Here is a 12,345-nt window from a genome sequence, read left to right on the forward strand (position 1 = left end):
TCGCGGGGTGAACGGTGCTCCGCCCGGTGAGGATGAAGGCATGGGATTCCATGTCGACTCCGAAGCCGGGCGGCTGCGCCGCGTCATACTGCACCGCCCCGATCTGGAACTGAAGCGGCTCACCCCCCGCAACAAGGACGCGCTCCTCTTCGACGACGTGCTCTGGGTGCGGCGGGCCCGGCAGGAGCACGACGGGTTCGCCGACGTCCTGCGCGACCGGGGCGTGGAGGTGCATCTCTTCGGCGACCTCCTCCAGGAGTCCCTGGACATCCCTGTCGCACGCCGGCTCGTACTGGACCGGGTCTTCGACGAGAAGGAGTACGGCCCGCTCGCCACCGAGCACCTGCGCGCCGCCTTCGAGGAGCTGCCCTCGGCCGAGCTGGCGGAGGCGCTGGTCGGCGGGATGACCAAGCGCGAGTTCCTGGAGCGGCACAGCGAGCCGACCTCGGTCCGCTTCCATGTGATGGAGCTGGACGACTTCCTGCTCGGCCCGCTGCCCAACCACCTCTTCACCCGGGACACCTCCGCCTGGATCTACGACGGCGTCTCCATCAACGCGATGCGCTGGCCCGCCCGGCAGCGCGAGACCGTCCACTTCGAGGCGATCTACCGCCACCACCCGCTCTTCACCGGACCGGACGCGGGCGTCTTCCACCACTGGTCCGAGGGGCAGGACGACTACCCCTCCACGATCGAGGGCGGTGACGTCCTGGTCATCGGGCAGGGTGCGGTCCTGATCGGGATGAGCGAGCGCACCACGCCGCAGGCGGTGGAGATGCTGGCCCGGGGCCTCTTCGACGCCGGTTCCGCGCGGACGATCGTGGCGCTGGACATGCCGAAGGCCCGTGCGTTCATGCACCTGGACACGGTGATGACGATGGTCGACGGCGACACGTTCACCCAGTACGCCGGGCTCGGGATGCTCCGCTCGTACACGATCGAGCCGGGCAGCGGGCCGCGCGAGCTGAAGGTGACCGACCATCCGCCGGAGCACATGCACCGGGCCATCGCCGCCGCCCTCGGCCTGGACTCGATCCGGGTGCTCACCGCCACCCAGGACGTGCACGCGGCCGAGCGTGAGCAGTGGGACGACGGCTGCAACGTGCTGGCGGTGGAGCCGGGCGTCGTCGTCGCGTACGAGCGGAACGCGACCACCAACACCTATCTGCGCAAGGAGGGCATCGAGGTCATCGAGATCCGGGGCAGCGAGCTGGGCCGGGGGAGGGGCGGACCGCGCTGCATGAGCTGTCCGGTGGTGCGGGACCCTGTGTAGTACCAGCGCTTTCGAGACAGGGACCAGCAGGTTTTCGGTCTAAGGGGCTGTATAGGAATGCGTATGGTCGTATAGACTTCCAGGAACTGCACGCCGATCGCTGGTCCGATCCGCCCCGTCCCACCCTGGAGCCGTCACCATGGCCATCAACCTCACCGGCCGCCCCTTCCTCAAGGAGCTGGACTTCACCGCCGAGGAGTTCCTCGGCCTGGTCGCGCTGGCCGGTGAGCTCAAGGCGGCCAAGAAGGCGGGCGCCGAGGTCCAGCGGCTGCGCGGCAAGAACATCGCGCTGATCTTCGAGAAGACCTCGACCCGTACGCGCTGTGCGTTCGAGGTCGCCGCCGCCGACCAGGGCGCCTCCACCACCTATCTGGACCCCGCCGGCTCCCAGATGGGTCACAAGGAGTCGGTGAAGGACACCGCCCGGGTGCTCGGCCGGATGTTCGACGGCATCGAGTACCGGGGTGACAGCCAGCAGGTCGTCGAGGAGCTGGCCGCGTTCGGCGGTGTCCCCGTCTTCAACGGGCTCACCGACGACTGGCACCCCACGCAGATGCTCGCAGACGTCCTGACCATCACGGAGCACAGCGACCGGCCCGTCCCCGGGACGGCCTTCGCCTACCTCGGCGACGCCCGCTTCAACATGGGCAACTCCTACCTGATCACCGGCGCCCTCCTCGGCCTGGACATCCGGATCGTCGCCCCCGAGATGTACTGGCCGGCCCCCTCCGTCGTACAGCAGGCGCAGCAGCTCGCCGCCCTCAGCGGCGCGAAGGTCACGCTCACCTCGGACGTCACCGAGGGCGTGCGCGGCGCCGCCTTCGTCGCCACGGACGTGTGGGTCTCGATGGGGGAGCCCAAGGAGGTCTGGGACGAGCGCATCGCCGCGCTTGCGCCGTACGCCGTGACGATGGACGTCCTGCGCGCCACCGGCGACCCGGACGTGAAGTTCCTGCACTGCCTGCCCGCCTTCCACGACCTCGGCACCCAGGTCGGCCGGGACGTCCATGCCGCCCACGGCCTCACCGAGCTGGAGGTCACCGACGAGGTCTTCGAGTCGGCGCACTCGGTGGTCTTCGACCAGGCGGAGAACCGGATGCACACGATCAAGGCCGTACTGGTGGCGACGCTGGCGGGGGAGTAGCCGCCCCTGCGGACAGGGGGTTCGCATGGCCATTCGCCCGATTGGGTGAACATGCGAGGTGATGGCTAGCATGTCGCCTCTGGTGGGGTTCGGGCTCTGACGCGCCCGGGCCCCTTTCCCGTGCCGCCCAGCGCGCGCACGGGGCCGTCCCCCCACTGCACCACCAGAGAAGAGAACGTCCCGTATGAGCCCCGGCCTGCCGTCCTCCGGCACCCCGAAGCGTCCCGGCCCCTCCCGGCCCGGGCTGCGCCGCAAGAGCCCCGAGACGCTCATCGCCGAGTCCGGTGGTGACCTGGAGGGCCACGGCCTCAAGCGGACGATGGGGCTCTTCCAGCTCGTCTGCTTCGGCGTCGGGGCCATCGTGGGTACCGGCATCTTCGTCGGCCTCTCCGACACCGTCGCCGAGGCCGGGCCCGCCGTCGTCATCTCGTTCGTCCTGGCCGCGATCACCTGCATCTTCACCGCCTTCTCCTTCGCGGAGCTGGGCAGCGCGATCCCGGTCTCGGGCAGCTCGTACTCCTTCGCGTACGCCGCCCTCGGCGAGCGCACGGCGTTCCTCGTCGGCTGGTGCCTGATGCTGGAGTACGGCGTCTCGGTCTCCGCGGTCGCCGTGGGGTGGAGCCAGTACGTCAACGAGCTGCTGAACAGCCTGGTCGGCTGGCAGCTGCCCGCCGCCGTCTCCGCCGGACCGGGCGACGGCGGAGTGATCAACCTCCCGGCGATCGTCGTGATCGCGATGGCCGCCACCCTGCTGGTGCGCGGCGTCCGGGAGAGCGCGGGCGCGACCGCCACCATGGCGGTCCTGAAGATCGGCATCCTGCTGGCGTTCTGCGCGATCGCCTTCACGGCCTACCAGGACGACAACCTCGTGCCGTTCGCGGGCCACGGGCTCGGCGGGATCACGGCCGGCGCCTCGCTGGCGTTCTTCTCCTACATCGGCTTCGACGCCATCACCACCGCCGGCGAGGAGGTCAAGAACCCCCGGCGGAACATCCCCGTCGCCATCCTGATCTGCATCGGCGTCGTCACGCTGCTCTACTGCGCGGTGGCGCTCTCGGCCATCGGCGCGCTCGGTGCGGACGCCGTCTCCGACAAGCCCGCGGCCCTCTCGCTCGTCGTCAACCAGGTCACCGACTCCGCGGTCGGCGGCGGCATCATCGCCTTCGGCGCGGTCGTCGCCATCGCGTCCGTGGTGCTCGCCGTGATGTACGGGCAGACCCGCATCCTGATGTCGATGTCCCGGGACGGGCTGATCCCGCGCGTCTTCGAGCGCGTCTCGCCCAAGACCCACACCCCGGTCGCCAACACCTGGATCGTGGCCTGCGTCTTCGCCGTCCCGGCCGCCTTCGCCTCGCTGGACGTCGTCGTCAACCTGACGACCATCGGCACGCTCGCCACCATGGTCGCGGTCAACGTGGCCGTCGTGGTGCTCCGCCGCCGCAACCCGGAGCTGGAGCGCACCTTCCGGGTGCCGCTGTATCCGGTGAGCCCGGTGCTCGGCGTCGTGTTCTGCCTGTATCTGATGTACGGGACCGGCTGGACGACCTGGCTCCAGTTCGCGGTCTTCCTCGCCGCCGGTTCGCTGCTCTACGCCTGCTACGGGCGCAAGCGGTCCCGGCTGGTCAGCTCTCCGGCGACGGACCCGGCTGGGCCGGTATCGCCGGAAGCGTGAACCAGACCGCCTTGCCGTGCTCCGTGGTGCGGTGACCGCAGGCGGAGCTGAGGGTCCGGATCAGCAGCAGGCCGCGGCCGTGCTCCTGCCAGGGGTCGACCTCGTAGCCGGGCTGCGGCCGGGAGAGGTCGCCGGGCGGAGCGGGGTCGTGGTCGTGCACCTCGACCTGGCAGCCGGTGGGCAGCAGCTCCACGACCAGCTCGATCGGCTCGCTGCTCACCGTGTGCTCCACCGCGTTCGCGACCAGCTCCGCGGTGAGCAGCTCGGCGGTGTCGCTGTCCGCCGGGGCGTGGATGTCCGCCAGGGCGGTACGGACGAGAGCGCGGGCGATCGGCACGGCTGCCGTGGAGTGCGGCAGGGCGATACGCCAGGAGGCGGGAACAGGGACATCGGGCGGCACGGCGGGGTTCCGTTCGGGAGCGGGACTTCCTTGTAGCGGGACTTCTCGACTCATCGGGGTCTCTCGACCCGTCATCGGGCTCTCCCGACCTGTGGCCGGGCTCTCCCGACTCGGCGTCGGGGTTTCTCGACTCACTCGACTCATCGGCATCGCGTTTCGAGACTTCCTGGGGTCAACCTTACGAACCGCACGGCCCTCGCCATAGAGGCGGTCGACCGGTGCAAACAGGACTTTCGCCACAACAGTCTCACGGTCGGCGTATCGCGACCTCGTGACGACAGTCACGTACGAGTGATAAATTCGGTGGTGGAACGCGACCCGCGCACGGCCGGCAACCCGCCCGAATGCTGAAGGGAACCCCTTCATGAGCTCGTTTCCCAGCTCCGCCCCGCGCGTGGAGGAGTGGCGCCATCTCCGGATCACCTGGGACGACGGTGTGGTGACCGTCACACTGGACCGCCCCGAAAAACTCAACGCCCTCACCTTCGGTGGTTACGCCGATCTCCGCGACCTGCTCGCCGAGCTGACCCGGGAACGCTCCGCCCGCGCCCTGGTGCTGGCCGGTGAGGGGCGCGGCTTCTGCTCCGGCGGCGACGTGGACGAGATCATCGGTGCCACCCTCGCGATGGACACCGCCGCCGTCCTGGAATTCAACCGGATGACCGGCCAGGTCGTACGGGCCCTGCGCGAGTGCCCCTTCCCGGTGGTCGCCGCCGTCCACGGGGTCGCCGCCGGAGCCGGAGCCGTCCTCGCCCTCGCCGCCGACTTCCGGGTCGCCGATCCCTCCGCCCGCTTCGCCTTCCTCTTCACCCGGGTCGGCCTCTCCGGCGGCGACATGGGCGCGGCCTATCTGCTGCCCCGGGTCGTCGGCCTCGGCCACGCCACCCGGCTGCTGATGCTCGGCGACCCCGTCCGCGCCCTGGAGGCGGAGCGGATCGGGCTGATCAGCGAGCTGGCCGAGGAGGGGCAGGCCGATGCCCGCGCCGCCGAGCTGGCCCGCCGCCTCGCCGACGGCCCCGCGCTCGCCCTCGCCCAGACCAAGGCGCTGCTCACCGCCGAGCTGGACATGCCGCTCGCCGCCTCCGTGGAGCTGGACGCCAACACCCAGGCGCTCCTGATGCACGGCGAGGACTACGCGGAGTTCCATGCCGCCTTCACCGAGAAGCGGCCGCCGAAGTGGCGGGGGCGGTAGCGGTGACACGCGCAGCGGAAGCGGCCGGGGTGCCGGAACAGGCCGCCGCACCCCCACCCGTACGGCGTATCGCGGTCATCGGCGGCGGTCCCGGCGGCCTCTACGCCGCCGCCCTCCTCAAGCGGCTCCGCCCGGCCCGCGAGATCACCGTCTACGAGCGCAACGCCCCCGACGACACCTTCGGCTTCGGTGTCGTCCTCTCCGACGAGACCCTCGGCGGCATCGAACACGCCGACCCGGAGGTCTACCGCGCGCTGAGGGCCGAGTTCGTCCGCTGGGACACCATCGACATCGTCCACCGCGGCCGCACCCACACCTCCGGCGGCCACGGCTTCGCCGCCCTCGGGCGCCGCCGGCTGCTGGAGATCCTGCACGAGCGCTGCACCGCCCTCGGCGTCGACCTCCGCTTCCGGGCGAAGGCCCCGCCCGCCGCCGAGCTGGCCGCAGACCACGACCTGGTCATCGCCGCCGACGGGGTGCACAGCACGACCCGCGAGGCACGCGCGGACGCCTTCGGCCCGTCCCTCACCGCGCACCGCAACCGCTACATCTGGCTCGCCGCCGACTTCGCACTCGACGCCTTCCGCTTCGAGATCGCCGAGACCCCGTACGGCGTCATGCAACTGCACGGCTACCCGTACGCCCCCGATGCCTCCACCGTCATCGTGGAGATGCGCGAGGAGGTGTGGCGCGCCGCCGGACTCGACAGCTGCGACCCGGCCGAATCCACCGCCCGCTGCGCCAAGTTCTTCACCGAGGCCCTGGGCGGCCGCCCCCTGCGCGCCAACCGGTCCAGCTGGCTCACCTTCCGTACGGTCACCAACTCCCGTTGGTCGCACGGGAACACGGTCCTCATCGGGGACGCCGCGCACACCGCGCACTTCTCCATCGGCTCCGGCACCAAGCTCGCGGTCGAGGACGCCCTCGCGCTCGCCGCCTCCATCGAGGAACAGCCCGACCTCGCCTCCGCGTTGACGGCGTACGAGGCCGAGCGCCGCCCGGTCGTCGCCTCCACCCAGCGGGCGGCGGCGGCCAGTCTGCGCTGGTTCGAGGAGCTGGCCACCTACGTCGACCAGCCGCCCCGCCGCTTCGCGTTCAACCTGCTCACCCGCAGCCGCCGGGTCACCCACGACAACCTGCGGCTGCGCGACGCGTCCTTCACCGCCGCCGTCGAGGAGGAGTTCGGCTGCCCGCCGGAGACCCCGCCCATGTTCACCCCGCTCCGGCTGCGCGGTCTCGAACTGCGCAACCGGGTCGTCGTCTCACCGATGGACATGTACTCGGCCACCGACGGGCTCCCCGGCGACTTCCACCTCGTCCACCTCGGCGCCCGCGCGCTCGGCGGGGCCGGGCTCACCATGACCGAGATGGTCTGCGTCAGCCCCGAGGGCCGCATCACCCCCGGCTGCACGGGCCTGTGGACCGGTGAACAGGCCACCGCCTGGCGCCGGATCACCGACTTCGTCCACACCTCGGCCCAAGGCGCGGCCATCGGCGTCCAGCTCGGCCACTCCGGCCGCAAGGGGTCCACCCGCCTGATGTGGGAGGGCATCGACCAGCCTCTGGAGACCGGCAACTGGCCCGTGTCGGCCGCCTCCCCGCTCCCGTACGCACCAGGCGTCAGCCAGGTCCCGCAGGAGCTGGACGCGACCCAACTGGGCACCATCCGTGATCAGTTCACGCAGGCAGCCCGCCGTGCCGCGGAATCCGGCTTCGATCTCCTCGAACTCCACTGTGCCCACGGCTACTTGCTCTCCGGCTTCCTCTCCCCGCTCACCAACCACCGCACCGACGCCTACGGCGGCCCGCTGGAGAACCGGCTCCGCTTCCCCCTCGAGGTCTTCGACGCCGTCCGCGAAGTCTGGCCCGCAGAACGCCCGATGACCGTCCGGATCTCCGCCACCGACTGGGCCGAGGGCGGCACCGACGCCGAGGACGCCGTCGAGATCGCCCGCGCCTTCGCCGCCCACGGGGCCGACGCCATCGACGTCTCCACCGGCCAGGTGGTCCCCGAGGAGCGCCCGGAGTTCGGCCGCTCCTACCAGACCCCGTACGCGGACCGGATCCGCAACACCGTGGACGTCCCCGTCATCGCGGTCGGCGCCATCTCCTCCTGGGACGACGTGAACTCCCTGCTCCTGGCCGGCCGCGCCGACCTCTGCGCCCTGGCCCGCCCGCACCTGTACGACCCGCACTGGACGCTCCACGCGGCAGCCGAACAGGGCTACACCGGTCCGGCCGCCCCCTGGCCCCTCCCGTACGGCGCGGGCAGCCGTCCCCCACCCACGGGCCGCGCGGACGCACCGAAGCCGCGGCTCACCCTGAGCTGACGCGGCGCGCCCTCACCTCACCCCCGCACGAACCGCTCCCCGGCGTCCCGCAACCGCTCGTGCAGCCTGTCGAAGACCTCGGCCGAGCGGGCGCCCGGCCAGCTCCGGGGGAGCAGTTCCTCCGGCAGCCCCGGGTCCGCGTAGGGGAGTTGGCGCCAGGAGTCCAGGGCCAGGAGGTAGTCCCGGTAGGCCTCCTGGGGGCGGGGGCCCTGCTCGGTCTGCGGTGTGGCCTCCCACTCGCGGAGGACCGGCTCGTGGAGTTCCAGGAAGTCGCGGTGGAGGCGGGCCACCGCGTCCAGGTCCCACCAGCGGGCCACCGACTCGCGGGTCGCGGCGAAGCCCAGGTGGTCGCCGCGGAACAGGTCGACGTACGGGGCGAGTTCGAGCCGCTCCAGGGTGTGCCGGGTCTCCTCGTAGAGCCCGGCGGGGGCGATCCAGACCCCGGGGGCCGCCGTGCCGAAGCCGAGGCGGGCCAGGCGCGAGCGCAGCAGGTGGCGCTTGGCGCGTTCGGCCTCGGGGACGGAGAAGACCGCGAGGACCCAGCCGTCCTCCAGCCGGTGCGAGGGGCGGCGGTAGATGCGCGCGTCGCCGTCGTCGAGGAGCTGGCGGGCGTCCGGCGACAGGGCGTAACCGGCCGAGCCGTCCGCCGCCCGCGCGGCGACCAGCAGGCCGCGCCGCTTCAGGCGGGAGACGCAGGAGCGTACGGAAGGGGCGTCGACGCCCACGGCGTGCAGCAGGCGGATCAGCTCGGCCACGGCGAAGGGAGAGCCGTCCGCCGGACGGCCGTAGGCGCCGTAGAGCGTGATGATCAGGGAACGGGGGGTGCGCAGCTCGGCCACGTGATCACTTTAGAGGTGCCGGTCCCGGAGCAGGAACCGCTGGAGCTTGCCGGTCGCGGTGCGCGGCAGGGAGTGTTCGAAGACGAAGACGCGCGGGCACTTGTGCGGCGCCAGCACGGCTTTCATATGGGCCCGCAGGGAGTCGGCCGTCTGTTCCGAGCCCTTCGTCAGCACCACGTGCGCCACCACGATCTCCCCGCGCAGTTCGTCCGGCCGGCCCACCACGGCCGCCTCCGCGACCTCCGGATGGCGTAGCAGGGCGTCCTCCACCTCGGGGCCCGCGATGTTGTAGCCGGAGGAGATGATCATGTCGTCGGCGCGGGCCACGTAACGGAAGTAGCCGTCCGGTTCGCGGACGAAGGTGTCACCGGTCATGTTCCAGCCGTGGCGCACGTACTCCGTCTGCCGGGGGTCGGCGAGGTAGCGGCAGCCGACCGGGCCGCGTACGGCGAGCAGCCCCGCCTCGCCGTCGGGCAGCTCGTCGCCGTGCTCGTCGACCACCTTGGCCTGCCAGCCCGGCACGGGGACGCCGACGGTGCCGGGGCGGATGGCGTCGTCGGCGGCGGAGATGAAGATGTGCAGCAGTTCGGTGGCCCCGATGCCGTTGATGATGCGCAGCCCGGTCGCCTCGAACCAGGCCTGCCAGGTCGCCGCGGGCAGGTTCTCCCCGGCCGACACACAGCGCCGCAGCGCCGAGAGGTCCTGGCCGTCCAGCTGGCCGAGCATCGTGCGGTAGGCGGTCGGCGCGGTGAAGAGGACCGAGACCCGGTGGCGTACCAGCGCGGGCAGCAGATGGTGCGGGCCCGCCTGCTCCAGCAGGAGGGTCGAAGCCCCGGCGCGCAGCGGGAAGACCAGCAGGCCGCCGAGGCCGAAGGTGAAGCCGAGCGGCGGGCTGCCCGCGAACACGTCGTCGGGGAGCGGGCGCAGCACCTCGCGGGAGAAGGTGTCCGCGATGGCGAGCAGGTCCCGGTGGAGGTGCATACAGCCCTTGGGGCGTCCGGTGGTGCCCGAGGTGAACGCGATCAGCGCGACCTCGTCGGCGGCCGTGTCGACCGCGCGGTACGGGCCGGAGGCGGCGTGCGCGGCCGCCCGGCGGGTCAGGTCGTCGGGGCCGTCGCCGCCGAAGAGGACCGTCCGCAGGCCACCCGCGTCCGCCCCGGCCGGGCTCTCCGCCTCCACCAGCTCCGCCGCCTCCGCCAGATCCCCGGCCGAACGGGCGTCGCACAGCGCGTGGTTCACCCGGGCGAGTGAGCAGATGGCGGCCAGTTCACCCGCCCGCGCCTGCGCCAGTACGGTCACGGCTACCGCGCCCGCCTTCATGACGGCGAGCCAGCAGGCGGCCAGCCAGGGCGTGGTGGGGCCGCGGAGCAGCACCCGGTTGCCGGGCACCACGGCCAGGTCGTCGGTGAGCACATGGGCGATGCGGTCCACCGTCTCGCGCAGCTCGCCGTAGCTCCACACCGTCCCGTCGCCGGAGAGCAGCGCGGGACGGCCGGGGCCCCGCTCCTCCACCGTGCGGTCCAGCAGCTCGTGACCGCAGTTCAGCCGGTCGGGGTAGTGCGGCCCGGGTGTGTCGAGGAGGAGCCCGGGCCACTGCTCCGGCGGTGGGAGGTGGTCGCGCGTGAACGTGTCGGTGTGCGCACCGGGGACGCGCTCGGATCGCTCGGGATGCGCACCGGGGACGCGTACGGACGCGTCGTCGGCGGCTGTGGGCGTGTTCGGCGAGGAATTCGGCTCCATGAAGGATCGCCCCCTTGTCGCCTTCGGAGCGTATCGTTCGGGTGACGGTAGTCAACAGTCCGCGATAAGGCAGAGACGCGACAAGAGAGGCGCCGCCATGACGGCATTCTCCCTCGAACCGGAACAAACCGCCTGGTGCGAGGAGCTGCGCACCCTCGCCGAGCAGGAGCTGCGCCCCCTGGCGGCGAAGGGAGAGGCCGGGCGCGTCAACCGGCCGCTGCTGGCCGCCCTCGGCGAGCGGGGCCTGCTGGAGCGGATGTTCGCCTCCGGCGCGCTGGACCTCTGCCTGCTGCGGGAGTCCCTGGCCCGGGGCTGCACCGAGGCCGAGACCGCGCTCGCCCTCCAGGGGCTCGGCACCACCCCCCTCGTCCGGGCCGGCACCCCCGCCCACCGCGAACGCTGGCTCCCCGAGGTCCGGGCCGGCCGGGCGGTCGCGGCCTTCGCGCTGAGCGAGCCGGGCGCCGGGTCCGACGCCGCGGCCCTCTCCCTGGCCGCCGAACCCACCCCCGGCGGCTGGCGGCTCACCGGCGAGAAGTGCTGGATCTCCAACGCCCCCGAGGCCGACTTCGCCACCGTCTTCGCCCGCACCACCCCCGGCGCCGGATCGCGCGGGATCACCGCCTTCCTGGTCCCCTCCGACCGCCCCGGACTCACCGGTTCCGCCCTCGACATGCTCTCCCCGCACCCCATCGGCACCCTGGAGTTCGACGGCGTACCGGTCAGCGCCGACGACATCCTCGGCGAACCCGACCGGGGCTTCCGGGTCGCGATGGACACCCTCAACCTCTTCCGGCCCAGCGTCGGCGCCTTCGCCGTCGGGATGGCCCGCGCCGCCCTCGACGCCACCGTGGCCCACACCGCCACCCGCACCGCGTTCGGCGGCCCCTTGAGCGACCTCCAGGCCGTCTCCCACCAGGTCGCCGAGATGGCCACCCGCACCGAGGCCGCCCGCCTCCTGGTGTACGCGGCGGCCGCGGCGTACGACGCGAGGGAGAGCGGCGTGCCCCGCCGCGCCGCCATGGCCAAGCTGTACGCCACCGAGACCGCGCAGTACGTCGTCGACACCGCCGTCCAGCTGCACGGTGCCCGGGCCCTGCGCCGCGGCCATCTGCTCGAACACCTCTACCGCGAGGTCCGCGCGCCCCGGATCTACGAGGGCGCCAGCGAGGTGCAGCGCGCCATCATCGCCAAGGAGCTGTACGCGTCCGCTGCCGCCGCCCGGGCGACGCCCGCCGCCCAGCAGCCCGCCGCAGCACATGAGCCCCGAGAGCCCCGAGAGTCCCAGGAGCCGCCCGTATGAGCCCGTCCCACCGCATCAACCCGGCCGAACTCTCGCCGCCCACCGGCTTCTCGCACGCCGTCGTCGCCACCGGCGGCCATCTGGTCTTCCTGGCCGGGCAGACCGCCCTCGACCCGGACGGCAAGGTGGTCGGCGCCACCCTGCCCGAACAGTTCGCCACCGCGCTGACCAACCTGCTCACCGCCCTGCACGCGGCGGGCGGCGCCCCCGCCGACCTGGCCCGCGTCACGGTGTACGCCACGGACGTGGCCGACTACCGCTCCCACGCCGCCGAGCTCGGCCGGATCTGGCGCCGGCTGGCCGGGCGTGACTACCCGGCGATGGCGGTCATCGGGGTGGCCAGGCTCTGGGACGAGCAGGCGATGGTGGAGATCGACGGGATCGCCGTGCTGCCCTGAGCGGGCCGGCGCATGCCGCATTCGCGCGGAGAACCCGAAACGCACCCCCCGTAAAGA

The 12,345-nt window shown here is 72.3% G+C and carries 10 protein-coding genes; 7 read left to right on the forward strand and 3 right to left on the reverse strand.

The genetic code is table 11. The features are described from left to right. Window positions 1-40: 40 nt before the first annotated feature. The 3 genes from D6270_RS26740 to D6270_RS26750 all read left to right on the forward strand — a co-directional run bounded on the left by D6270_RS26740 (window position 41) and on the right by D6270_RS26750 (window position 4,089). A complete protein-coding gene (locus D6270_RS26740) occupies window positions 41-1,273 on the forward strand; it encodes an arginine deiminase (RefSeq protein WP_109163133.1) in 1,233 nt (410 codons plus the stop codon). Between the two features lie 139 nt (window positions 1,274-1,412). Next, window positions 1,413-2,417 (forward strand): ornithine carbamoyltransferase, encoded by a 1,005-nt coding sequence (gene argF / locus D6270_RS26745; protein ID WP_109163132.1) that lies wholly within the window; start codon window positions 1,413-1,415, stop codon window positions 2,415-2,417. Window positions 2,418-2,601: 184 nt separating this feature from the next. Further along, the gene (locus tag D6270_RS26750) at window positions 2,602-4,089 is read left to right on the forward strand and encodes an amino acid permease (protein ID WP_109163131.1); all 1,488 of its coding nucleotides are present in this window, start codon (window positions 2,602-2,604) and stop codon (window positions 4,087-4,089) included. Here D6270_RS26750 and D6270_RS26755 read toward each other — a convergent pair. Beyond that, a complete protein-coding gene (locus D6270_RS26755) occupies window positions 4,040-4,489 on the reverse strand; it encodes an ATP-binding protein (protein ID WP_109163130.1) in 450 nt (149 codons plus the stop codon). The two genes, D6270_RS26750 and D6270_RS26755, sit on opposite strands and share 50 nt — an antisense overlap. A 364-nt stretch (window positions 4,490-4,853) precedes the next feature. Here D6270_RS26755 and D6270_RS26760 point away from each other — a divergent pair, with 364 nt between their 5' ends. Both D6270_RS26760 and D6270_RS26765 read left to right on the forward strand, forming a co-directional pair. After that, entirely contained in the window at window positions 4,854-5,681 is an 828-nt protein-coding gene (locus tag D6270_RS26760) for an enoyl-CoA hydratase family protein (protein ID WP_109163129.1), read from the forward strand. Between the two features lie 29 nt (window positions 5,682-5,710). Then, on the forward strand, window positions 5,711-8,011 hold the full coding sequence (locus D6270_RS26765) for a bifunctional salicylyl-CoA 5-hydroxylase/oxidoreductase (RefSeq protein ID WP_109163128.1): 2,301 nt from the start codon (window positions 5,711-5,713) through the stop codon (window positions 8,009-8,011). Window positions 8,012-8,028: 17 nt separating this feature from the next. Here D6270_RS26765 and D6270_RS26770 read toward each other — a convergent pair whose 3' ends face one another. Beyond that, window positions 8,029-8,850, reverse strand: coding sequence for a PaaX family transcriptional regulator (locus tag D6270_RS26770; RefSeq protein WP_109163127.1), 822 nt, complete (start codon window positions 8,848-8,850; stop codon window positions 8,029-8,031). A gap of 9 nt (window positions 8,851-8,859) precedes the next feature. Next, on the reverse strand, window positions 8,860-10,590 hold the full coding sequence (locus D6270_RS26775; protein WP_109163126.1) for an AMP-binding protein: 1,731 nt from the start codon (window positions 10,588-10,590) through the stop codon (window positions 8,860-8,862). 97 nt (window positions 10,591-10,687) lie between these two features. Here D6270_RS26775 and D6270_RS26780 point away from each other — a divergent pair, with 97 nt between their 5' ends. Then, window positions 10,688-11,890, forward strand: a complete 1,203-nt coding sequence (locus tag D6270_RS26780; protein WP_109163125.1) for an acyl-CoA dehydrogenase family protein — start codon at window positions 10,688-10,690, stop codon at window positions 11,888-11,890. Next, the gene (locus tag D6270_RS26785; RefSeq protein WP_109163124.1) at window positions 11,887-12,288 is read left to right on the forward strand and encodes a RidA family protein; all 402 of its coding nucleotides are present in this window, start codon (window positions 11,887-11,889) and stop codon (window positions 12,286-12,288) included. Before D6270_RS26780 ends, D6270_RS26785 begins: the two co-directional genes overlap by 4 nt. Window positions 12,289-12,345 lie beyond the last annotated feature (57 nt).

The organism is Streptomyces griseus subsp. griseus (assembly GCF_003610995.1).
Lineage (GTDB): Bacteria > Actinomycetota > Actinomycetes > Streptomycetales > Streptomycetaceae > Streptomyces.